This window comes from Rhodococcoides corynebacterioides, from assembly GCF_019834675.1.
GTDB lineage: Bacteria > Actinomycetota > Actinomycetes > Mycobacteriales > Mycobacteriaceae > Rhodococcoides > Rhodococcoides corynebacterioides_A.
In genome coordinates this window covers 48342-69512 of sequence record NZ_JABUBU010000015.1, presented here as the reverse complement: position 1 = coordinate 69512, position 21171 = coordinate 48342, and the positions used below count along the sequence as shown (strand labels likewise).

Annotated in this window: 25 protein-coding genes and 1 tRNA gene; 18 read left to right on the top strand and 8 right to left on the bottom strand. The window is 70.0% G+C overall.

Translation table 11 applies throughout. From position 1 onward, the window contains the following. Genes priA through hisI form a run of 4 tightly spaced genes read left to right on the top strand, consistent with a single transcriptional unit; the run spans nucleotide 1 to nucleotide 2694 of the window. Nucleotides 1-747 carry a bifunctional 1-(5-phosphoribosyl)-5-((5-phosphoribosylamino)methylideneamino)imidazole-4-carboxamide isomerase/phosphoribosylanthranilate isomerase PriA gene (priA, locus tag HQ603_RS14270; RefSeq protein WP_222685193.1) on the top strand — a complete coding sequence of 249 codons (747 nt, stop codon included), beginning with the start codon at nucleotides 1-3 and terminating at the stop codon, nucleotides 745-747. Continuing rightward, nucleotides 744-1574 carry an inositol monophosphatase family protein gene (locus HQ603_RS14265; protein WP_222685191.1) on the top strand — a complete coding sequence of 277 codons (831 nt, stop codon included), beginning with the start codon at nucleotides 744-746 and terminating at the stop codon, nucleotides 1572-1574. Before priA ends, HQ603_RS14265 begins: the two co-directional genes overlap by 4 nt. Further along, entirely contained in the window at nucleotides 1571-2344 is a 774-nt protein-coding gene (gene hisF / locus HQ603_RS14260) for an imidazole glycerol phosphate synthase subunit HisF (RefSeq protein ID WP_222685190.1), read from the top strand. The genes HQ603_RS14265 and hisF overlap by 4 nt, the downstream gene beginning before the upstream one ends. After that, nucleotides 2341-2694, top strand: coding sequence for a phosphoribosyl-AMP cyclohydrolase (gene hisI / locus HQ603_RS14255; RefSeq protein ID WP_222685188.1), 354 nt, complete (start codon nucleotides 2341-2343; stop codon nucleotides 2692-2694). Before hisF ends, hisI begins: the two co-directional genes overlap by 4 nt. A gap of 13 nt (nucleotides 2695-2707) precedes the next feature. Here the strand turns inward: hisI and HQ603_RS14250 are convergent, their stop codons facing one another. Then, entirely contained in the window at nucleotides 2708-3181 is a 474-nt protein-coding gene (locus HQ603_RS14250; RefSeq protein WP_222685186.1) for a MarR family winged helix-turn-helix transcriptional regulator, read from the bottom strand. Nucleotides 3182-3249: 68 nt separating this feature from the next. On the opposite strand from HQ603_RS14250, the gene HQ603_RS14245 reads away from it, so the two are divergent. The 9 genes from HQ603_RS14245 to HQ603_RS14205 all read left to right on the top strand — a co-directional run bounded on the left by HQ603_RS14245 (nucleotide 3250) and on the right by HQ603_RS14205 (nucleotide 12773). Beyond that, nucleotides 3250-4803 (top strand): anthranilate synthase component I, encoded by a 1554-nt coding sequence (locus HQ603_RS14245; protein WP_222685184.1) that lies wholly within the window; start codon nucleotides 3250-3252, stop codon nucleotides 4801-4803. Next, nucleotides 4800-5474 carry a TIGR02234 family membrane protein gene (locus tag HQ603_RS14240; protein ID WP_222685182.1) on the top strand — a complete coding sequence of 225 codons (675 nt, stop codon included), beginning with the start codon at nucleotides 4800-4802 and terminating at the stop codon, nucleotides 5472-5474. The genes HQ603_RS14245 and HQ603_RS14240 overlap by 4 nt, the downstream gene beginning before the upstream one ends. A 114-nt stretch (nucleotides 5475-5588) precedes the next feature. Further along, nucleotides 5589-6398, top strand: coding sequence for an indole-3-glycerol phosphate synthase TrpC (gene trpC / locus HQ603_RS14235; RefSeq protein ID WP_222685178.1), 810 nt, complete (start codon nucleotides 5589-5591; stop codon nucleotides 6396-6398). A gap of 100 nt (nucleotides 6399-6498) precedes the next feature. After that, nucleotides 6499-7743, top strand: a complete 1245-nt coding sequence (gene trpB / locus HQ603_RS14230; protein WP_371831058.1) for a tryptophan synthase subunit beta — start codon at nucleotides 6499-6501, stop codon at nucleotides 7741-7743. A gap of 44 nt (nucleotides 7744-7787) precedes the next feature. Further along, a complete protein-coding gene (gene trpA / locus HQ603_RS14225) occupies nucleotides 7788-8573 on the top strand; it encodes a tryptophan synthase subunit alpha (RefSeq protein WP_222685222.1) in 786 nt (261 codons plus the stop codon). Continuing rightward, entirely contained in the window at nucleotides 8570-9592 is a 1023-nt protein-coding gene (gene lgt / locus HQ603_RS14220; protein ID WP_222685175.1) for a prolipoprotein diacylglyceryl transferase, read from the top strand. The genes trpA and lgt overlap by 4 nt, the downstream gene beginning before the upstream one ends. Beyond that, nucleotides 9589-10314: a YccF domain-containing protein gene (locus HQ603_RS14215; protein ID WP_308126537.1), complete on the top strand. Its 726-nt coding sequence runs from the start codon at nucleotides 9589-9591 to the stop codon at nucleotides 10312-10314. The genes lgt and HQ603_RS14215 overlap by 4 nt, the downstream gene beginning before the upstream one ends. A gap of 125 nt (nucleotides 10315-10439) precedes the next feature. Beyond that, nucleotides 10440-11858, top strand: a complete 1419-nt coding sequence (gene pyk, locus HQ603_RS14210; RefSeq protein ID WP_222685173.1) for a pyruvate kinase — start codon at nucleotides 10440-10442, stop codon at nucleotides 11856-11858. Nucleotides 11859-11903: 45 nt separating this feature from the next. Beyond that, entirely contained in the window at nucleotides 11904-12773 is an 870-nt protein-coding gene (locus HQ603_RS14205; RefSeq protein ID WP_222685218.1) for an acyl-CoA thioesterase, read from the top strand. Here the strand turns inward: HQ603_RS14205 and HQ603_RS14200 are convergent. After that, nucleotides 12748-12999, bottom strand: coding sequence for a helix-turn-helix domain-containing protein (locus HQ603_RS14200; RefSeq protein ID WP_222685171.1), 252 nt, complete (start codon nucleotides 12997-12999; stop codon nucleotides 12748-12750). The genes HQ603_RS14205 and HQ603_RS14200 overlap by 26 nt on opposite strands. Nucleotides 13000-13131: 132 nt before the next feature. On the opposite strand from HQ603_RS14200, the gene HQ603_RS14195 reads away from it, so the two are divergent. The 3 genes from HQ603_RS14195 to HQ603_RS14185 all read left to right on the top strand — a co-directional run bounded on the left by HQ603_RS14195 (nucleotide 13132) and on the right by HQ603_RS14185 (nucleotide 14394). Next, entirely contained in the window at nucleotides 13132-13521 is a 390-nt protein-coding gene (locus HQ603_RS14195) for a helix-turn-helix domain-containing protein (RefSeq protein ID WP_222685169.1), read from the top strand. 73 nt (nucleotides 13522-13594) lie between these two features. Further along, a complete protein-coding gene (locus tag HQ603_RS14190; protein ID WP_222685168.1) occupies nucleotides 13595-14014 on the top strand; it encodes an ImmA/IrrE family metallo-endopeptidase in 420 nt (139 codons plus the stop codon). A 2-nt stretch (nucleotides 14015-14016) separates the two neighbouring features. Next, entirely contained in the window at nucleotides 14017-14394 is a 378-nt protein-coding gene (locus HQ603_RS14185; protein WP_222685166.1) for a hypothetical protein, read from the top strand. A 10-nt stretch (nucleotides 14395-14404) separates the two neighbouring features. Here the strand turns inward: HQ603_RS14185 and HQ603_RS14180 are convergent. Next, a tRNA-Leu gene (locus HQ603_RS14180) sits at nucleotides 14405-14481 on the bottom strand. A gap of 121 nt (nucleotides 14482-14602) precedes the next feature. Between HQ603_RS14180 and HQ603_RS14175 the strand changes: the two genes are divergently transcribed. Next, complete coding sequence (locus tag HQ603_RS14175) at nucleotides 14603-15205, top strand: ANTAR domain-containing response regulator (RefSeq protein WP_222685165.1); 603 nt, start codon at nucleotides 14603-14605, stop codon at nucleotides 15203-15205. Nucleotides 15206-15294: 89 nt separating this feature from the next. Here the strand turns inward: HQ603_RS14175 and HQ603_RS19135 are convergent, their stop codons facing one another. Further along, nucleotides 15295-15552 (bottom strand): hypothetical protein, encoded by a 258-nt coding sequence (locus HQ603_RS19135; protein WP_308126541.1) that lies wholly within the window; start codon nucleotides 15550-15552, stop codon nucleotides 15295-15297. Between HQ603_RS19135 and HQ603_RS14170 the strand changes: the two genes are divergently transcribed. After that, nucleotides 15434-16738 (top strand): ABC transporter substrate-binding protein, encoded by a 1305-nt coding sequence (locus HQ603_RS14170; protein ID WP_308126540.1) that lies wholly within the window; start codon nucleotides 15434-15436, stop codon nucleotides 16736-16738. The two genes, HQ603_RS19135 and HQ603_RS14170, sit on opposite strands and share 119 nt — an antisense overlap. A gap of 76 nt (nucleotides 16739-16814) precedes the next feature. Here the strand turns inward: HQ603_RS14170 and HQ603_RS14165 are convergent, their stop codons facing one another. From HQ603_RS14165 to HQ603_RS14150, 4 genes are read right to left on the bottom strand one after another with little or no spacing between them, the layout of a single operon-like run. Continuing rightward, complete coding sequence (locus HQ603_RS14165; protein ID WP_222685162.1) at nucleotides 16815-17624, bottom strand: ABC transporter ATP-binding protein; 810 nt, start codon at nucleotides 17622-17624, stop codon at nucleotides 16815-16817. Further along, a complete protein-coding gene (locus HQ603_RS14160; protein WP_222685161.1) occupies nucleotides 17621-18637 on the bottom strand; it encodes an ABC transporter ATP-binding protein in 1017 nt (338 codons plus the stop codon). The genes HQ603_RS14165 and HQ603_RS14160 overlap by 4 nt, the downstream gene beginning before the upstream one ends. Further along, entirely contained in the window at nucleotides 18627-19619 is a 993-nt protein-coding gene (locus HQ603_RS14155) for a branched-chain amino acid ABC transporter permease (RefSeq protein ID WP_222685160.1), read from the bottom strand. The genes HQ603_RS14160 and HQ603_RS14155 overlap by 11 nt, the downstream gene beginning before the upstream one ends. A 1-nt stretch (nucleotide 19620) precedes the next feature. Continuing rightward, nucleotides 19621-21006: a branched-chain amino acid ABC transporter permease gene (locus tag HQ603_RS14150; protein ID WP_371831057.1), complete on the bottom strand. Its 1386-nt coding sequence runs from the start codon at nucleotides 21004-21006 to the stop codon at nucleotides 19621-19623. Nucleotides 21007-21171 lie beyond the last annotated feature (165 nt).

Genomic DNA, 21171 nt, shown 5'->3' with positions numbered 1-21171 from the left:
GTGAGCCTGGTACTTCTTCCTGCCGTCGATGTCGCCGACGGACAAGCCGTTCGTCTCGTCCAGGGGGAGGCCGGCAGCGAAACCGCGTACGGCTCACCCCGTGACGCCGCGCTCGCGTGGCAGAACGACGGCGCGGAGTGGGTCCATCTGGTCGACCTCGACGCCGCGTTCGGGCGGGGCTCGAATCGCGAGCTACTGGCCGAGGTGGTGGGGGAACTCGACGTGAAGGTGGAGCTGTCCGGCGGCATTCGCGACGACGAGTCGTTGCGCGCCGCGCTGGCCACCGGCTGCGCTCGGGTCAACCTCGGCACCGCCGCGCTCGAGGACCCCGAGTGGTGCCGACGGGCCATCGGCGAGTACGGCGACCGCGTCGCCGTCGGGCTCGACGTGCGCATCGTCGACGGGGAGCACCGTCTGCGCGGCCGCGGGTGGGTCAGCGACGGCGGCGACCTGTGGGAGGTGCTGGAGCGCCTCGACCGCGACGGCTGCTCCCGGTACGTCGTCACCGACGTCACCCGCGACGGCACGCTGACCGGCCCCAATCTCGAGATGCTCGAGCAGGTCTGCGCGGCCACCGACGCGCCCGTCATCGCGTCGGGGGGCGTGTCCACCATCGACGACCTGCGGGCCATCGCGACCCTGACGGACCGCGGCGTCGAGGGCTCGATCGTCGGCAAGGCGCTCTACGCCGGCAAGTTCACGCTGCCCGACGCGCTCGCCGCGGTGTCCGGCGGCGCGTCCGCGTGACCTCGCTGGACCTCGACCGGTTGGCCGCGGACGCGCGGGCCCTGCTCGACGGTGTCCACGACCGCTTCCTGGCCGGGGTCGGCGCGCCCAGTGCCGTGGCCAAGGGCCCGGACGACTTCGCCACCGCCGTCGATCTCGAACTCGAACGTCGCCTGGCGGGCGAGCTCGAGGACCGCACGTCCATCCCGGTGCACGGCGAAGAGTTCGGCGGACCCGATCTCGAGTCCGGCGCCGTCTGGGTGCTGGACCCGATCGACGGGACCTTCAACTACTCCTACGGGTTGCCCACGGCCGGAACGCTTCTCGCGTTGCTGGTCGACGGCCGACCCGTGGTGGGCCTGACCTGGCTGCCCCTGTCCGGCCACCGGTTCTGGGCCGTCGAGGGTGGGCCGGTCCACCGCGGCGACGAGGCGTTGCCCGCGCTGGAGCCGACCACCCTGGGGTCGTCCATGGTGGGGTTCGGCGCGTTCAACGCCGACAGCCGCGGGCGCCTGCCGGGCGCGTACCGGCTGCAGATCCTCACCGAGCTGAGCCGGGTGTCGTCGCGCATTCGCATGCACGGCTCGACCGGCCTCGACCTCGCCTTCACGGCCGCGGGAACGCTCGGCGCCTCCCTGGTGTTCGGTCACCATGCCTGGGACAACGCCGCCGGGGCCATGCTCGTCCGCGCGGCGGGCGGCGTCGTGACCGACCTGGCCGGTGAGGAGTGGACCATCGCGTCGCGGTCGGTGCTCGCCGCCGCCCCCGGCGTGCACGACGAGGTCCTCGACCTCGTACGCGCGATCGGTGACCCCGACGACCTTCGCCCGAAAGGACCCCGCCCGTGAGCCTCGCCGTCCGCGTCATCCCGTGCCTCGACGTCGACGCGGGCCGGGTGGTCAAGGGCGTCAACTTCGCCGACCTCCGCGACGCCGGCGATCCGGTGGAACTCGCGGCGAAGTACGACGCCGAGGGTGCGGACGAGCTGACGTTCCTCGACGTCACCGCCTCGTCGGGCGGCCGCGCGACCATGCTCGACGTCGTGACCCGGACCGCCGAGCAGGTCTTCATTCCGCTCACGGTCGGCGGCGGAGTCCGCAGCGTGCAGGACGTCGACGCCCTGCTGCGTGCCGGGGCCGACAAGGTGTCCGTCAACACCGCGGCGATTGCGCGTCCGGAGTTGTTGCGCGAGTTGAGCTCTCGGTTCGGGTCGCAGTGCATCGTCCTGTCGGTCGACGCGCGCACCGTGCCGGACGGCGAATCGCCGACTCCGTCCGGATGGGAGGTCACCACCCACGGCGGTCGCCGCGGCACCGGCATCGACGCCGTCGAGTGGGCGCAGCGCGGCGCCGAGCTCGGGGTGGGGGAGATCCTGCTGAACTCGATGGACGCGGACGGCACCAAGGCCGGGTTCGACCTGGCGATGATCCGCGCCGTGCGCGCGGCGGTGGCGGTGCCGGTGATCGCCAGCGGCGGCGCCGGGGCCGTGGAGCACTTCGCGCCCGCCGTGCAGGCCGGGGCGGACGCGGTGCTGGCCGCCAGCGTCTTCCACTTCGGCGAGATGACCGTCGGCGACGTCAAGACCGCGATGCGCGCCGAGGGGGTGCCGGTCCGATGAGCACTCCCACGCTGGATCCGGCCATCGCCGCCAGGCTGAAGCGCACCGAGGACGGGTTGGTCTGCGCCGTGGCGCAGGAGCGCGGCACCGGCGACGTCCTCATGGTCGCGTGGATGGACGACACCGCGTTGGCGATGACCCTGGCGACCCGCAAGGGCACCTACTGGTCGCGCTCGCGCGGGCAGTACTGGGTCAAGGGCGAGACCTCGGGCCACACGCAGTACGTGCACGAGGTGCGGCTGGACTGCGACGGCGACACCGTGCTGCTCATCGTCGAGCAGGAGGGCGGGGCCTGCCACACCGGTGACCACACCTGCTTCGACGCGGACGTCCTGCTGGCCGGTTCCTGACCGAGGTCACCGGTCACCTCCGCCCGCGGGCGATTCCCGTGTCGAGCGTGTCCAGCAGGGTGGTGCCGAGCTCGGTGAGGGTGCGCACCTGCCGATCGTCGAGCCCGTCGAACACCAGCGACTGCACCGTCTCGGCGTGACCGGGAGCGGTCTCGACCACCTTGGCGTAGCCGGTGTCGGTGAGGACCGCCTGCGATCCCCGGACACCCGGAACCGATTCGCGCCGCACCCAGCCGATCTTCTCCAGCTTCGTCATCACGTGGGACAACCGGGACAGCGAGGCGTTGGCGAACTCGGCCAGCACCCGCAACTGCAGTCGCCGATCCGGCGCCTCCGACAGCGTCGACAGGACGAAGTAGTCGAAGTGCGTGAGCCCGGAATCCCGTTGGAGCTGGGTGTCGAGCGCCGCGGGCAGGCGCGTCGTGAACGCCACCAACACCCGCCAGGCCTCCTGCTGTTCGGCGGTCAGCCACCGCGTCCTGTCCATGTCGGTCAGTCTCGCACCGGCTGGGCCGGGCGGGTGCCGTGGCACCCGATCCCCGGCCACCCGGGACAATGGCGAGCATGTCCGTCACGACCGACCCCGTCGATGCCGCCACCACCTCGCGCGAGGTCTTCCGCCGGTTGGCCGCCGAGCATCGCGTCGTCCCCGTCACCCGAAAGGTGCTCGCCGACTCCGAGACTCCGCTGTCGGCGTACCGCAAGCTCGGGGGGGACCGGCCGGGCACGTTCCTGCTCGAGTCCGCGGAGAACGGCCGCTCGTGGTCGCGATGGTCGTTCATCGGCGCGGGTGCGCCGTCGGCCCTGACCGTGCGGGACGGCGAGGCCGTGTGGATGGGCGAGGTGCCCACCGGGGCGCCCTCGGGCGGACATCCGCTCGACGCGCTCGGCGCGACCCTCGAACTGCTGCGCAGCGAGCGTCTCGCGGATCTGCCGCCGCTGACGGGGGGCATGGTCGGCTACCTCGGTTACGACGCCGTGCGGTTCATCGAACGGCTCCCCGAGACCACCGAGGACGATCTGCGGATCCCCGAGATGGTGATGCTCCTCGCCACCGACCTCGCGGCGGTGGACCACCACGAGGGCGCCATCACCCTCATCGCGAACGCGGTCAACTGGAACGGCACCGACGAGCGCGTGGACGAGGCGTACGACGACGCCGTGGCGCGGCTCGACCGCATGACCGCGGCGTTGTCCGCCCCGGCGGACTCGACGGTCGCCGGGTACACCCGACCCACCCCGTCGTACCGCCGGCAGCGCACGTCGGAGGGGTTCGGCGCCGACGTCGAGCGTCTGGTCACGGAGATCGAGGCCGGGGAGGCGTTCCAGGTGGTGCTCTCGCAGCGTTTCGAGATGGACACCGACGCCGCCCCTATCGACGTCTACCGGATGCTGCGCGCGTCGAACCCGAGCCCGTACATGTATCTGATGCACGTGCCCGCGGACGACGGGACCACGGCGTTCTCCATCGTCGGCTCCAGCCCGGAATCCCTGGTCACGGTGGCCGACGGCGTCGCGACGACGCATCCGATCGCCGGCACCCGGTGGCGCGGGGCCAGCGAGGAGGACGATCTGCTCCTCGAGAAGGACCTGCTGGCCGACGAGAAGGAGAACTCCGAGCACCTCATGCTCGTCGATCTCGGACGCAACGATCTGGGTCGGGTCTGCGAGCCGGGCACCGTCACGGTCACCGACTATCGGCACGTCGAGCGGTACAGCCACGTGATGCACCTGGTCTCGACGGTCACCGGTCGTCTCGACCACGGACGGCACGCGCTCGACGCCGTCCGGGCGTGCTTCCCCGCCGGCACGCTGTCCGGGGCGCCGAAGGTACGGGCGATGGAGTTGATCGACGAACTCGAACCCACCCGCCGCGGCGTCTACGGCGGCATCGTCGGCTATCTCGACTTCGCCGGCGACGCGGACACGGCCATCTGCATCCGCTCCGCGCTGATGAAGGACGGCACGGCGTTCGTGCAGGCCGGCGCGGGGGTGGTGGCCGACTCGGTGGCGGAGTACGAGGACACCGAGGCACGCAACAAGGCCATGGCCGTGCTGGGCGCCGTCGCCGCCGCGGAGACGGTGCGTCGCTACGGGGACGACCGGTGAGCACGTCGGCGCGGCGTCCGCTCGCCGCGGCGGTCCTGCTGCTCGCGCTCGCGGCGGTCGCGCTGTGGGCGTCCTCGCGGGCCACATGGGTGCAGGTGGTCAGCTCCGACGGTCTCGGCGAGCCGCGCTCGCAGTCCCTGGTCGGCGCGACCTGGGCCGCCGCGACCACGCCGCTGGCGCTCGTCCTGGTCGCGGCCGTCGCCGCCGTGTTCGCGGTGCGCGGGCGCTGGACGCTGCTGGTCGCCGCGGCCGTGGTGATCGTCGCGGTGGCCGCCGCCGTGCCCGCCGTCGGGCTGCTGGTGACCGCCGTCGATCCGGGTCGGGCGGCGGCGCTCGCCGAGCTGCCGGACCGCGCCGAGGTGGTATCCGCGGACGCCTCCCGCTGGCCGGCCGCCCTCGCGGTCCTGGGGTCTCTCGCGGCCCTGGCGGGTGCCGTCGCGATCGCCCGCGCCGCGCGCGGGGCACGGGGTCTGTCCGCCCGGTACGACGCTCCGGCCGTGCGTCGGGCACGCGCCGAGCAGGCGTCCGCGACGGCCGTGACCGCGGCGACCGACGGCTCGGGGGACGTCTCGGGGGACGTCTCGGAACGCGCCCTGTGGGACGCACTCGACGCCGGACAGGACCCGACGGCGCCGGACCCGAGCGGGCCCGACCGGGGGAGCGAGAGGTGAACCGGACCACCCGGACACCCAGTGGCGGTAGCCGTTCCGGGGGCCTCTAGGCTCATGCCGTGGATGAGCTACACCTCACATCCACGTACCTGGCGAAAGGACGCGGGGGCCACGATGACCGTTCTCGACTCGATCCTCGACGGCGTTCGCGCCGACGCGGCGGCCCGTGAGGCGGCCGTCGATTTCGCCAGTGTGAAGAAGGCCGCCGCGGCCGCGCGCCCGCCCCTCGACGCCGCCGCCGCGCTGGCGGAGGACGGCATCGCCGTCATCGCCGAGGTGAAGCGCGCGAGTCCCTCCAAGGGTGCGCTCGCCGACATCCCCGACCCCGCCGTGCTGGCCGGGGCCTACGAGGAGGGCGGCGCCCGCGTCATCAGCGTGCTCACCGAGGAGCGCCGGTTCCGAGGGTCGCTCGCCGACCTCGACGCCGTGCGCCGCGCCGTCGACATTCCCGTGCTGCGCAAGGACTTCATCGTCGGGCCGTACCAGATCCACGAGGCTCGCGCGCACGGCGCGGACATGATCCTGCTGATCGTCGCCGCTCTCGAACAGCACGCGCTGGTGTCGCTGCTCGACCGCACCGAATCGCTCGGCATGACCCCGCTCGTGGAGGTGCACACCGAAGAGGAGGCCGACCGCGCCCTCGAGGCCGGCGCCACCGTCATCGGCGTCAACGCCCGCAACCTCAAGACCCTCGAGGTCGACCAGAACACCTTCGCGCGCATCGCGCCGGGCCTGCCGTCCAACGTGGTCCGCATCGCCGAGTCCGGCGTGCGCGGCACCGCGGACCTCCTCGCGTACGCGGGCGCCGGGGCCGATGCCGTGCTCGTCGGCGAGGGTCTGGTCACCAGTGGCGATCCCCGCACCGCGGTGCGGGACCTCGTGACGGCCGGGACGCATCCGTCCTGCCCCAAGCCTCGCCGCTGACACCGGGCGCGGCTCCGCGGCGGCTGTACCCGACTCGTCGAGCGGGCGTGGCATCGGGCAGACTCGTGGAGTGACTACCTCTGCGCCCGGACGGAACCCGATCCCCGTCTCCAGTGACGGGTTGACCGACCGTACGACTCACGATCCGGACCTCGGCGGGCACTTCGGCAAGTACGGCGGCCGGTACGTCCCCGAGGCCCTCATGGGCGTGATCGACGAGGTCACCACCGAGTACACCAAGGCTCGCGTCGACCGCGACTTCCTGGACGAGCTCGATCGGCTCCAGCGCGACTACACCGGCCGGCCGTCGCCGATCTTCGAGGCCCGCGGGCTGGCGCAGCACGCCGGCGGCGCGCGCATCCTGCTCAAGCGGGAGGACCTCAACCACACCGGATCGCACAAGATCAACAACGTGCTGGGGCAGGTGCTCCTGGCCAAGCGGATGGGCAAGACGCGGGTCATCGCCGAGACCGGCGCGGGACAGCACGGCGTGGCGACGGCCACCGCCTGTGCGCTCCTCGGTCTCGAGTGCGTGGTCTACATGGGTGAGGTCGACACCGAGCGTCAGGCCCTCAACGTCGCCCGCATGAAGCTGCTCGGCTCGGACGTGGTCGCGGTGACCAGCGGTTCCCGCACGCTCAAGGACGCCATCAACGAGGCGCTGCGTGACTGGGTGACCAACGCGGACGGCACCTACTACTGCTTCGGCACGGTCGCCGGACCACACCCGTTCCCGATGATGGTGCGCGACTTCCAGCGCATCATCGGCCTCGAGGCCCGCGCGCAGGTGCTGAACAGCCTCGGTCGGTTGCCCGACGCCGTCGCCGCCTGTGTCGGCGGCGGGTCCAACGCGATCGGCATCTTCCACGCCTTCATCGACGATCCCGCCGTGCGTCTGGTCGGCCTCGAGGCCGCCGGGGACGGGGTGGAGACCGGCCGCCACGCCGCCACCATCGGCGCGGGCTCGCCCGGCGCCCTGCACGGTGCGTTCTCCTACCTCCTGCAGGACGAGGACGGACAGACGGTCGAGTCCCACTCGATCTCCGCCGGCCTGGACTACCCGGGCGTCGGCCCCGAGCACTCGTACCTCAACGACATCGGCCGGGCCGAGTACCGCCCGGTCACCGACGCCGAGGCCATGGATGCGTTCCGGCTGCTCAGCCGCACCGAGGGCATCATCCCGGCCATCGAGTCGGCCCACGCCGTGGCCGGCGCGCTGGTGCTCGGCCGCGAACTGGGCGAGGGAGCGGTGATCATGATCAACCTCTCCGGCCGTGGCGACAAGGACGTCGACACCGCCGCCACCTACTTCGGCATCCTGGACGAGAAGGGCAACATCCGGTGAGCGAGACCCCCACCCCCATTCCGGTGCACGCGGGACCGGCCCGGCTGGACGGCGTCTTCGAGGCCACCCGCGCCGAGGGGCGCGCGGCGCTGGTCGGCTACCTCCCGGCCGGGTTCCCGACGGTCGCGGGGTCCGTGGACGCGGTGCGCGCGCTGGTCGAGTCCGGATGCGACATCGTCGAGGTGGGCGTGCCGTACTCCGATCCGGTCATGGACGGACCCACCATCGCCGCCGCGGCCGGGACCGCGCTGAGCAACGGCGCCCGCGTGCGTGACGTCTTCACGGTCGTCGAAGCCGTCGCCGACGCGGGCGGTAGCGCCGTGGTCATGACCTACTGGAACCCGGTCATGAAGTACGGCGTCGACCGCTTCGCCGCCGACCTCGCGTCCGCCGGCGGCCTCGGCATGATCACCCCTGACCTCATTCCCGACGAGGCGGGCGACTGGCTGCAGGCCTCCGACGAGCACCACCTGGACCGCATCTTCCTCGTCGCCCCGTCGTCGACCGAGGAACGGCTCTCGCGCACCGTGCAGTCGTCGTCGGGCTTCGTCTACGCCGCGTCGACCATGGGCGTCACCGGAGCTCGGGACGCCGTGTCGTCGGCCGCGCCGGAACTCGCCGCCCGCATCCGGGTGCATTCCGACATTCCGATCGGCATCGGCCTCGGCGTGCGGTCGGGTGAGCAGGCCGCCGAGATCGCCGCCTACGCCGACGCGGTGATCGTCGGGTCCGCACTGGTGTCCGCCGTGGATGCCGGATCCGGCGCCGTGGCCGCGCTGACCGAGGAACTCGCCCGCGGCGTGCGATCGGCAGCGGAGTCGACCCGATGACCGCCGGAACCACGTCGTTCCTCGCCTACATCCCCAGCCCGCCGCAGGGCGTCTGGTACGTCGGGCCGCTGGCACTGCGCGCCTACGCGCTGTTCATCATCATCGGCATCGTCGTCGCCATCGTGTGGGGCGATCGCCGGTGGGTCGCCCGCGGCGGCGACAAGGGGACCGTGCTGGACGTCGCCGTCTGGGCGGTGCCGTTCGGTCTGATCGGCGGCCGTCTGTACCACGTGATCACCGACGCGCCCACGTACTTCGGCGAGGGCGGCAACCCGATCGACGCCCTGAAGATCTGGCAGGGCGGCCTCGGCATCTGGGGTGCGGTGCTGCTCGGCGGCGTCGGCGCCTGGATCGCGTGTCGTCGACGCGGCATACCGCTGCCGGCGTTCGGCGACGCGGTCGCTCCGCCGATCCTGTTGGCGCAGGCCATCGGTCGCATCGGGAACTACTTCAACCAGGAGCTCTACGGCCGGGAGACCACCCTGCCGTGGGGTCTCGAGATCTACCAGCGAGTCGACGCCAACGGCCGCGTGGACACCCTCGCGGGGGTCTCGACCGGACTCGTCGAACGGGTGGTGCACCCGACGTTCCTCTACGAGTTGCTCTGGAACGTGGTCGTGGTGCTGGCGCTGGTGCTTCTCGACCGGCGTTTCCGGCTCGGCCACGGCCGCGTGTTCGCCCTGTACGTCGCCGGGTACTGCGCGGGTCGATTCGTCATCGAACTCATGCGGACCGACTACGCGACGCTGATCGGCGGGATCCGGGTCAACTCCTTCACCTCCGGCATCGTGTTCCTGCTCGCCGCCGCGTACGTCGTGTTGGCACGCAAGGGTCGCGAGGATCCGGCGACGCTGGTGACGAAGGACCGCGACGGACGTGGTCCGGGCCGGGACGCCGCCGACACGAGCGAGACGAGCGAGACGGACGACAAGGCCCACACCGGCGACACGGACGACACGGACGCGAAGGCCGACGTGGTCGCCACCCCGGAGGCCTCGACCACACAGGAGAAGCCGTGACCGAGCCGTACGACCGGTACCGACCGGACGAGACGCAGGACACCCACCTGTACCGCCCGGACCTACGCAAGGCAGCCCCCGGTGACCCGACCGGCACCACCGGTTCCGGCTCCGCCGGGACGACCGGTGCGGGTCACCCCACGTCCAACGACGGCGCGCCGCCGGCGGGCGGATCGGGGCCGGGATGGAACGTCAACGCCAGCTTCGGCGAGGGCCCGGGGTCGGAGGCGTATCCGTCGTACCCGTCGCCCCCCGACAGTCAGCAGTACGGGACCCAGCAGTACGGGACCCAGCAGTACGGGACACAGCAGTACGGGACCCAGCAGTTCGGGAGCCAGCAGTACGGGCAGCCGTCCTTCCCGCAGCATCCCGGCCCCGCCGCGTTCGGCGGCTGGGTCGATCGGGCCGCCCCCTACGGCCGTCACCAGCAGACCGGTGAGCCGTACGGCGAGAAGTCGAAGGTGGTGGCCGGCCTGCTGCAGCTGGTGCCGCTGCTCGCGGCGTTGCCGCTCGGTATCGGCCGGTTCTACATGGGAACCAACGCGATCGCGATCGCGCAGCTGTCGGTGTTCGTCGTCGGCGTCCTGCTGTGTCTGACGATCATCGGCATCGTGTTCGGCCTGCCCCTGCTCGCCATCGGCTGGGTGTGGTGCCTGGTGGACGGCATCGTCGTTCTGGCCGGCTCGCCGCGCGACGGCAACGGACGCCTGTTGCGGCCCTGATCGGGACCGTTGTCCCAACGGCACGCAGCGGCGGAATGAACTACTCGTCGGTAGCCTCGTTTGTCCGTACATAGCGAGCGCGCGGCGATGGAGAACCGGGTCCGGGTAGGACTAGGCTGAGACGCGTGAGCCGACGGACGAAGATCGTATGCACCCTGGGACCTGCCACCGCCAGCGACGAGAAGATCAAGGAACTCGTCGAGAGCGGAATGGACGTGGCCCGGCTGAACTTCAGCCACGGTGACCACGCCGATCACGAGGCGAACTACCAGCGCGTGCGCGCCGCGTCCAACGCCACCGGCAAGGCCGTCGGCATCCTGGCGGACCTGCAGGGCCCCAAGATCCGGCTGGGCCGGTTCGCGGACGAGCGGACCACCTGGGCCAACGGCGAGCAGGTGCGCATCACCGTCGAGGAGTGCGTCGGCACCCACGATCGCGTCTCGACCACCTACAAGGAGCTGGCGCAGGACGCGCAGCCGGGTGACCGTCTGCTGGTCGACGACGGCAAGGTCGGCCTGGTGGTGACCGGTGTCGAGGGCAACGACGTCGTGTGTCGCGTGGTCGAGGGCGGTCCGGTCAGCAACAACAAGGGCGTGTCCCTGCCGGGCATGAACGTCTCGGTCCCGGCCATGTCCGAGAAGGACGTCGCCGATCTCGAATTCGCGCTGAAGCTCGGCGTCGACTTCATCGCACTGTCCTTCGTGCGTTCGCCGGCGGACATCGAACTGGTGCACGAGGTCATGGACCGCGTGGGCCGCCGGGTGCCGGTGATCGCCAAGCTCGAGAAGCCGGAGGCCGTCGACAACCTCGAGGCCATCGTCCTCGCGTTCGACGCCGTGATGGTCGCCCGCGGCGACCTCGGTGTGGAGTTGCCGCTCGAGCAGGTGCCGCTGGTGCAGAAGCGCGCCATCCAGATCGCCCGCGCCAACGCCAAGCCCGTCATCGTCGCGACGCAGATGCTCGAGTCGATGATCGAGAACTCCCGCCCCACCCGCGCCGAGGCCTCCGACGTCGCGAACGCCGTGCTCGACGGCACGGACGCGGTGATGCTGTCCGGCGAGACCAGCGTCGGCAAGTTCGTGATGGAGACGGTGCGCACCATGGCGCGGATCGTCGAGACCGTCGAGATGGAGGGCGACGCGGTTCCGCAGCTGTCCCACATTCCGCGCACCAAGCGCGGCGTCATCTCCTACGCGGCGCGCGACATCGGCGAACGCCTGGACGCGCGGGCGCTGGTGGCGTTCACGCAGTCCGGAGACACGGTGCGCCGAATGGCGCGCCTGCACTCCCGCATTCCGCTGCTCGCCTTCACTTCCATTCCGGAAGTGCGCAGCCAGCTCGCCCTGACGTGGGGCACGGAGACCTTCCTCGTGCCGTTCGTCGACACGACCGACGAGATGGTCGTCGAGGTGGACAAGGCGCTGCTGCAGCTCGACCGCTACAACCGCGGTGACCAGGTGGTCATCGTCGCCGGTGCGCCTCCCGGCACGGTAGGCTCCACCAACTTGATCCACGTGCACCGAATCGGAGAAGAGGACCGCTGAGTGGTCGACCGGGGGGAGCCGGCGGGCGGTGGGGACCGCGCTGCCGTGCAGGAACGTTCGCGTGACCTGAGCGTTCTGCTCGACATTCTGGATCTGAGGCAGACCGGCGACGACACGTTCGTCGGGCGTCACCCGGCGGAGGTGGGCAGTCGGACGTTCGGCGGCCAGTTGATCGGGCAGGCGCTGGTGGCGGCCGGCCGCACGGTCGACGGCGGCCGACCGGTCCACGCGATCAACGCCCATTTCATCCGCGGCGGTGACGTCGGGCGGGACATCGTCTACCGCGTCGACCGTCATCGCGACGGGCGGGCGTTCGCCAACCGGCAGGTCACTGCGTATCAGGACGACGACGAGCTGTTCGTCATGTTGGCCGCCTATCAGGACTCCCGCGGGGGCCTCGAGCACAGCGTGAGCGTGCCCGAGGTCGCCTACCCCGAGGAGTTGCCGCCGCTCGGTAACCACTTCGACGGGTACGAGGACCGGCTGCGGATGTTCGTCGAGGCGCTCAAGCCCATCGACATGCGTTACGCCAACGATCCGGCGTGGGTCATGAAGTCCACGGGTGAGCGGCTGAACCACAACCGGGTCTGGATGAAGGCCGACGGGCCGCTGCCGGACGATCCGTCGCTCCACGTCGCCACCCTCGGGTACGCGTCCGACACCACCGTGCTCGATTCGATCATCACCACCCACGGGTTGTCCTGGGGCTTCGACCGCATCGTGGCCGCGACCGTGAACCACTCCATCTGGTTCCACCGGCCGTTCCGGTTCGACGAGTGGATGCTCTATGCGACGGAATCGCCCGTCGCCGCGGGATCGCGCGGACTGGCGACCGGCCGATTCTTCTCCCGCAGTGGCGATCTGGTGGCGACGGTGGTCCAGGAGGGCCTCATCCGTCACTTCCCCGCGCGCTGACCACGCCGTCGTCGGCCACGACGAACACCTCGCCGAACGCGTCCGATCCGAACTCGGTCAGGACGCCGGCGATGAACTTGGTTCCCGGTGCGCACTTGCCGCTGAGGATGCGCGAGACGGTGGCCGGATCCACCCCGATGCGGGCGGCCAGTTCGCCGTCCGTGATGATGTCCGCGTAGCGACGCAGACGCTCGAGCCCTGCTCTGTCCAGCTTGACGACAGCCATCGACGATCCCCCCGAACGGTCGGCCGTGCCGCACGTGTTGCGGCGACGACAGGGAAGGTACACACGCAATCGCGCTCGGGCAATCGTCGACACTCCGAGAAGAGTTGCGTGCGTGTCAGTAGTGTTCGCGCCATGAGTCAGTCGTCCGGGGGTGGGGAGACGTGGTGGGAGTACCTGATCCGCGTCACCGACAAGGCGTCACAGGTGGAAATCGCGCGGGCCGCAGGGGTGGATCCGGCGTCGGTGTCACGGTGGAAACTGGGGAAGAACACGCCGAGCGCGGATCGCGTGATCGCGGTGGCGCGACACTTCGGCCGCAATCCCGTCGAGGCCCTCGTGGTGGCGGGGTACCTGCAGGCGGACGAGGTCGACGCGACGGTCGAGCTGGCCGCGAGCGCGGCGGCTCTCACCGACGACGAGCTGCTGACGGCCATCGGTCGACGCCTGGCCCGCGCCGCCGACCGTGACGACGCACCGCCGCCGGTGAGCGAGCTGCACGCCGCGCGTCGCTCCGGGAGCTGACGGCCGGCCGACGCCCCGCACAGTGATCGGTCGGTGGTCGGTCGGTGTCGGACCGTCCCGGCACACTCGCGTCGTGCACTCCTACGATCCGTGGCAGGCCGTGGCCGCAGACCCGTCCGTCGAGGTCGTGACCCGGCACTCGCTCGCCCCCGGATTCGACGGGGCGTTGGTCGACCGGCGGATCTGGCTGGACCGAGATCTGGGACAGGCCGCGCGGCGGTCGACTCTGGCGCACGAGCTGGTGCACCTCGAGCGGGGTCGCCCGGTCGGGGACGCGCGGCAACGTCGGCGCGAAGAACAGGTGGTCGAGGAGATCGCGGCACGCCGGCTGGTGCCGCTGCACGCGTTGATCGACGCCGTGCGGTGGTGCGGCACCGAATCCCTGGAGGAGCTCGCCGAGCACCTGTGGGTGGACGTCGCCGCGGTGCGGTCCCGTCTGGCCGCGTTGACCGACCTCGAACGACGGATCGTGGAGAGGGGTGTTGCACCTTGATCGTGACAGGAGCCTTCCTGGCCGACTACGCCCGCCGGGCCGACGACAAGCTCGACGTCCTCGGTGCGGTGTGGGACTGGTGTGTGCTGCCCGACCTGTCGCACGGCCTGGAGGCCTACCTGGTGGTGCTGCTCCAGCGGGGACCGGACGACATCGGCGTGCCGGGGGAGATGCGAGTCTCGGTGTCGGACACCGTGAGCGACGAACCGGTGCACACCGCGGTGCTGCCGGTGGTCGGACATCTGAACGGGGAACAGCAGGCGGTGGCGTTCCCGATCACGTTGCGCTGCCGAACGACCGGGCGTCACGTGATCCGGATCGCGATGCGTGACGGCGACCCGGGGTTCACGTTCTCACTGGACGTGCGGACGCTGGAGTGACGGTGGATCGTGGTGCCCTCGGTGAGACTCGAACTCACACTGCACGGGTTTTGAATCCGTTTCCTCTGCCAATTGGGATACGAGGGCATGTGCTCCGCGGAGGCGGTGCGGTGTTCGAGTGTAGAAGATCGAGACGGGTCGACACGCACCGGTACCCTCGCAGTGCCCGGGCGCGACGCGGCGGTCGGCGGACCCGAGGGGGAGTGCGATGAGCGCCGAGACGCCGGCTCGTCGGGTGGTCGTGGCGGAGGACGAGTCGCTGATCCGCCTGGACCTCGTGGAGATGCTGCGCGAGGAAGGCTACGACGTGGTGGGCGAGGCGGCCGACGGTCAACGCGCCGTGGACCTCGCTCGGGAGTTGCGGCCGGATCTGGTCATCATGGACATCAAGATGCCGCGCCGCGACGGTATCGACGCCGCGTCCGAGATCGCCGCCGAACGGCTCGCGCCCGTCGTGATCCTCACGGCGTTCGGTCAGCGCGAACTGGTGGAGCGTGCGCGCGACGCGGGCGCCATGGCCTATCTGATCAAGCCGTTCTCCAAGGCCGACCTGGTCCCCGCGGTCGAGCTCGCGGCGAGCCGCTTCGCGGAGATCTCCGCGCTGGAGCGCGAGGTCGCCGATCTCAAGGACCGTCTCGACACGCGCAAGTTGATCGATCGTGCCAAGGGCCTGTTGATGACGTCGCAGTCGCTCTCGGAACCCGAGGCGTTCACCTGGATCCAGCGGGCGGCGATGGACCGCCGAACGACCATGAAGGCTGTCGCGGGCGTCGTCGTCGACACGCTCGGGCCGTCCGCCGACTCCGCCTGAGCAGTCCGCACGGCACGTCGTCGGTGCCCCGTCGGGCGGTGCCGCGTTACGACGACGTCAAATCTCGCTGTGCCCACGTCACAGTAGGGTCACAGGCCCCGATCGTCGGGTCGCGCCACCGTGTTCGGGGCTAAGTTCACCTTCACGAGCGTCACGGCTTTCGATTCCGTGCGCCCAATTTCGAGGAGACCCCAGATGGCAAAACGAACCATCGTTCGGACGGCTGCGGTGGTGAGCGCCGCGTCGCTCGCCCTGTTCGGCTGTTCTTCGAGCGACGATTCGAGCTCCGGCGGCGAGACCAGCGCCTCCGGCGGCGCGTCCGCTTCCGCGGAGCAGACGGTGGACACGGACTGCACACCCGAGCAGGCCACCGCCGGTGCAACCCCTGTCACCACCCCCCTCAAGATCGGCACGCTGCTGCCGGAGACCGGCAGCCTCGCCTTCCTCGGACCGCCGGAAGTCGCCGGTGTGCAGTTGGCGGTCAACGACGTCAACGGTGCGGGCGGCGTCCTGGGGCAGCCCGTCGAGTTGGTGCCCGGCGACTCGGGTGACACCACCACCGACACCGCCAACACCACCGTCGACCGCGAACTCGCCGCGGGCGTGTCCGTGATCGTCGGTGCGGCGTCGTCCTCGGTGTCGCTCAAGGTGATCGACAAGATCACCAGCGCGGGTGTCGTGCAGTTCTCGCCGGCCAACACGTCCGACCAGTTCGTCTGCTACCCGGACAAGGGCCAGTACTTCCGCACCGCACCCACGGATGTGCTGCAGGCACAGGCACTCTCGCAGCTGATCGCCGAGGACGGCGGGCAGCGCGTGTCCATTCTGGCGCTCAACGATCCCTACGGCACCGGCCTCGCCCGCAACACGCAGGCCAACCTCGAGGAAGCCGGCATCGCGGCCGATCAGATCCAGACGATCATCTACGACCCCAACGCGCAGTCCTTCAACGCCGAGATCGACCAGGTGAAGAACTTCGACCCGGATGCGGTGGCGCTCATCGGCTTCGAGGAGTCGGCAAAGATCATCACCCGCATGCACGAGATCGGCATCGGACCGTCGGACGGCACGGCCGTCTACGGTGTCGACGGCAACATGGGCAACGCGCTCGGCGAGTCCGTCGGACCGGGCCTGCTGGACACGATGAAGGGCACCACGCCGCTCACCGATGTCGGCGCGGACTTCCAGAACCGTCTGAAGGGCGTCAACCCGGCGCTGGTGGACTTCAACTACTCCGGTGAGTCCTACGACGCCGTCGTGATCTCGGCTCTCGCTGCCGAGCAGGCGAAGTCGACCGCGGGCACCGACATCGCGGCCAACATCAACGCGGTCACCAAGGACGGGCAGAAGTGCACGTCGTTCCAGGAGTGCCTGCCGCTGGTGCAGGCCGGTACCGACATCGACTACGACGGTGTCACCGGTGAGCTCGCCTTCACCGACGGCGGCGAGCCGGGCGTCGGGTCCTACGGCAAGCTGGTCTTCGGGCCGGACAACAAGCTGACCACCGAGGATTACATCGTCGTCGGCGGCTGACCCGCTCCACCCGAGAACGGGCCCCGACTCCATGGAGTCGGGGCCCGTTCCTCGTGTGCGGGGTGTGCGGGAGGAGCTACTTCTTCTCCTTGCTCCCCGCGAGGGTGCCGAGGTAGAGCTCGATGACCTTGGGGTCGGTCATGAGGTTCGTCCCGGTGTCGGTGTAGGCGTTTCGGCCCTGGTCGAGGACGTAACCGCGGTCGCAGATCTGCAGGCAGCGACGCGCGTTCTGCTCGACCATGATGATGGACACGCCCGCCGCGTTGATCTTCTTGCAGCGGATGAACACCTCGTCCTGGAACATCGGCGACAGGCCCGCGGAGGGCTCGTCGAGCAACAGCACCGACGGGTCCATCATCAGTGCGCGGCCCATCGCCACCATCTGACGCTCACCGCCGGACAGTGCGCCGGCCTTGACCTTGCGCCGTTCGCCGAGCAGCGGGAACAGTTCGCTGACGAAGTCGAACCGCTCCTGGAACTGCTTGGGCCGCAGGTAGATCCCCATCTCGAGGTTCTCCTCGATGGTGAGCGAGGGGAAGACGTTCTGCGTCTGCGGGACGTACCCGACACCCTTGGTCACCAGGACGTGCGCCTCGGCGGAAGTGATGTTGTCGCCGCGCAGCGTGACCGACCCGCTACGGATGGGGATGAGGCCGAACAGCGCCTTGAGCAACGTCGACTTGCCGGCGCCGTTGGGGCCGATGATGCCGACGATCTCGCCGTCGTTGAGATAGAAGTTGCACTCCCGCAGGATGTTCACGCCCGGGATGTAGCCGGCGACCAGGTCGTCGGCGCGGACGAGGGCGTCGGTGGCCAGCCGACGGTGTTCCTCCGGCGTGGCCGCGTGCTCGGCCGGAGTCAGCTGCGTGGCAGCGGGATCGGTCATGACGTGGTCTTCCTGTTGAGATCGATCTCCGGTTCGGCGTCGGAGAGGTCGCCGCCCGCCTCGAGGGTCTCGGCCTCGGCCTGTTCGAGCGCCTCGGCCAGTTCGGCGGTGGCGCCCACGGGGTTTCCGTTCTCGTCGAACTCGAGCGCCTGGTCGTGGTGGCTGCCGAGGTAGGCGTCGACGACGGCCTCGTTGTCGGCCAGGTTCTCCGGCGCCGATTCCGCGATGACACTGCCCTGGGCCATCACGACGACCCAGTCGCTGATGTCGCGGATGACGTCCATGTCGTGTTCGACGAAGACCACCGTCATGCCGTCGTCGCGCAGGGACTTGATGTGCCCCAGAAGGCTCTGCGTCAGAGCGGGATTCACGCCGGCCATGGGCTCGTCGAGCATGACGACGGCGGGGTCGGTCATGAGCGCCCGCGCCATCTCCAGCAGCTTGCGCTGGCCGCCGGACAGCGATCCGGCGAGATCGTCGCGCTTGGCGTCGAGCTTGAATCGCGCCAGCAGCTCGTTGGCCCGCTCGGTGACCTCGCGCTCCTGGGCCTTCCAGGTCCACGGCACGAGCGTGTTGACGATGCGCTCGCCCTTCTGGCCGGTGGCCCCGAGTCGCACGTTGTCGAGCACCGTGAGCTTGGACAGGGCCTTGGTCAGCTGGAACGTGCGCACCACGCCGTGACGCGCCACCTGGTGAGGTGTCATGCGGCCCAACGACTTCCCGTCCATCGACCAGGTGCCGGTGTCGGGGCGGTCGAAGCCCGTCAGCAGGTTGAACAGGGTGGTCTTGCCGGCGCCGTTGGGCCCGATGAGACCGGTGATGCACCCGCGCTGGATCTCGAGGTGGGCGACGTCGACGGCCTTGAGGCCGCCGAAGGTGCGCGAGACGCCGTCGACCACCAGGGTCGGATCGGGTTTCGGCACACCGGGGGTATTCGCGACGTCGGCGAACAGCGACCGGCGTGCGTCGGCGCTCAGCGGCTTGCGCGCCGCCACGGTCTGACTACTTGGCATCGAGCTGTACCTCCCGCTTGTTGCCCAGCAGTCCCTGCGGGCGGAAGATCATCAGCACCGCGATGAGGATGCCGAGGAGGACGAATCGGGTGGCGCCGACCTGCTGTTCGGTCATGGGGATCAGCGGATCGGGACCCGCGGCGGCCTGCCGCAGCAGGACGTCGGGAATGGAGAGCAGGAACCAGAACAGCATGGCCCCCACGACCGGTCCGAAGACCGTCGCGGCGCCGCCGAGGATGAGGGCGCCGAAGGCGAAGAACGTCTGCGCCGTGGAGTAGAAGTCGGGGTTGATCGACTTGGTCTGCAGCGCGTTGAACACGCCGCCGAGGCCGCCGATCATGCCGCCGAGGACCAGCGCCTGCATCTTGTAGACGAAGACGTTCTTGCCCAGCGAGCGGGCGGCGTCCTCGTCCTCGCGGACCGCCTTGAGCACGCGTCCCCACGGGCTGTGGGTCAGCAGGTAGACGAACCCGCAGAGCACCAGGACCAACGACCAGCCGACCACCATCGCCCACAGGTCGTCGCCGTAGAACTTCACGCCCGCGAAGTCGTACTGCTTGGCCGAGTCGAACGGACTGAGCCGCGTGAACGGATCGGCGAAGCCGAACAGGCCGTTGGTGGAGCCGGTGACCCCGTCCGACGCCGTGGAACGGAAGACCAGACGCAGGATCTCCGACGCGGCGATGGTGACGATGGCGAGGTAGTCCGCCCGCAGCCGCAGCGTCGGGATACCGAGAACCAGGGCGAGCAGGCCGGCCGCGGCGAGACCCACGATGATGCCCAGCCAGAGCGGCTGCTCGTAGGTGATGGTCATGATGCCGACGCCGTAGCCGCCGAGGAGGGCGAATCCGATCTGACCGAAGTTGAGCAGACCGGCGTAGCCGAAGTGCAGGTTCAGACCGATGGCGAGCAGCGCGTAGAAGATCGCGGACGGTCCGACGAGTTGGGCCAGGGAGACCTGGAGAGCTCCGATGATGTCCATGTCAGCCGATCCTTTGCCGCGAGCCCAGGATGCCTTGCGGCCGGACGATGAGGATGACGATCAAGACGAGCAGTCCTCCGATGTATTTCAGGTCGGGGTTGATGACCAGCGTCGACCACTGCACGAGCAGGCCGACGATCACGCACCCGAGCAGAGCCCCGTAGGCGGTACCGAGCCCGCCCAGGGTGATGCCCGCGAACATCAGCAGGAGGAGCTTGAAGCCCATCTCCCACTGGACGCGGCCGCCGAGCTCGGAGAGTCCGAACAGCACGCCACCGAGCGCGGCGAGGCCGCCGCCCATGCACCAGACGAAGGTGACGACGCGCTCGACGTTGATGCCCGACGACGCGGCGAGGTCGCGGTTGTCGGCCACGGCACGCATGGCCTTGCCGATACGCGTCTTCTGCAGCATGAGGGCGACGAGGACGAGCACCACGACGCTGATGACGATGCAGGCGAGGTTGACGTCGGTGATGGCGAACGGTCCCCACTCGCGCTGCTGTTGCGCCTGGTAGTCGGCGAACGGCTCGGAGCGATCGGAGAAGAAGATGAGGATCAGGTAGCGCAGCGCGATGGCGAGGCCGATGGAGACGACCAGCTGGCCGATCAGACCGGTCTTGCGCCGTCGCAACGGTTTCCACAGCCCGACGTTGTTAAGCCAGCCCACCGCGACACCGACGATCACGGCGAGGATCGTGGCCGGGATCAACTGGATGCCGAACGTCACGTTGAAGATCCAGGCCGCGACGGCGCCGAGGGTGACCAACTCGCCGTGGGCGAAGTTGGTCAGGCCGGTGGTGCCGAAGATCAGGCTGAGTCCGATCGCGGCGAGTGCGATCACCAGACCGAACCGCAGTCCGTCGACGGTGGTGCGCAGGAACTGCTCGTAGAAGGGCACCACCGTGGCGGTGCGCGCCTCGCCGAAGCTGAAGATGACGGTGTTCGCGCGGCCCTCGACGACGGTGCGTTGCACCTCGCCCTGCACGGACACGCCGTCCGGCAGGGTCTCGGGATCGATGCGGAACGTGTAGTCGCCGGGGGAGACCGGGAGCGTCCACCGCCCGCCGGTCTCGGACGTCGTGCGGGCGACCTCGGCGCCGGACGCGTCGACGGCGACGACGTCGACGCCGATTAGACGGTCACCGGCGTTGTTGAGGCTGCCGCTGACGTTCACGGCGTCGGCGGGTGGTTCGGCGGGTGTCGCGCCGGGGGTGTCGGACGACGTGGCGGTCGGGGCCGGAGCCGGTGGTGGGGTCGGTTCCTGAGCGAGGGCCGTGCCGGCGAACGTGGCGGCGGCGACGATGCTCAGGAGTACGACGACGAACGCGCGGACGACAGTGGCGGTAGCCAGTGCCGGACCGGGCCGCCGAGGACTCGAGGGGGGCACGCGGGGGGTCCTCTCGGACGATCGAATGGCGTCGAGGTGATTCGACGACTGTCTGCAAGGGTTCGGACTCTATAGCGATCGAGGTTTCCGACAGGGCCGCTTCGATTTCTTCGATGTTGCGGTCTTGTTTCGATGCACCCCCGAGGTGGCCGCGGACGGGTGCTC

Excerpts from the sequence above, each read along its gene's own strand:
- hisI (WP_222685188.1), top strand. The coding sequence starts at position 2,341 with ATGAGCACTCCCACGCTGGATCCGGCCATCGCCGCCAGGCTGAAGCGC.
- HQ603_RS14250 (WP_222685186.1), bottom strand. The coding sequence starts at position 3,181 with ATGGACAGGACGCGGTGGCTGACCGCCGAACAGCAGGAGGCCTGGCGG.
- HQ603_RS14245 (WP_222685184.1), top strand. The coding sequence starts at position 3,250 with ATGGCGAGCATGTCCGTCACGACCGACCCCGTCGATGCCGCCACCACC.
- trpC (WP_222685178.1), top strand. The coding sequence starts at position 5,589 with ATGACCGTTCTCGACTCGATCCTCGACGGCGTTCGCGCCGACGCGGCG.
- lgt (WP_222685175.1), top strand. The coding sequence starts at position 8,570 with ATGACCGCCGGAACCACGTCGTTCCTCGCCTACATCCCCAGCCCGCCG.
- HQ603_RS14200 (WP_222685171.1), bottom strand. The coding sequence starts at position 12,999 with ATGGCTGTCGTCAAGCTGGACAGAGCAGGGCTCGAGCGTCTGCGTCGC.
- HQ603_RS14195 (WP_222685169.1), top strand. The coding sequence starts at position 13,132 with ATGAGTCAGTCGTCCGGGGGTGGGGAGACGTGGTGGGAGTACCTGATC.
- HQ603_RS14175 (WP_222685165.1), top strand. The coding sequence starts at position 14,603 with ATGAGCGCCGAGACGCCGGCTCGTCGGGTGGTCGTGGCGGAGGACGAG.
- HQ603_RS14165 (WP_222685162.1), bottom strand. The coding sequence starts at position 17,624 with ATGACCGATCCCGCTGCCACGCAGCTGACTCCGGCCGAGCACGCGGCC.
- HQ603_RS14160 (WP_222685161.1), bottom strand. The coding sequence starts at position 18,637 with ATGCCAAGTAGTCAGACCGTGGCGGCGCGCAAGCCGCTGAGCGCCGAC.
- HQ603_RS14155 (WP_222685160.1), bottom strand. The coding sequence starts at position 19,619 with ATGGACATCATCGGAGCTCTCCAGGTCTCCCTGGCCCAACTCGTCGGA.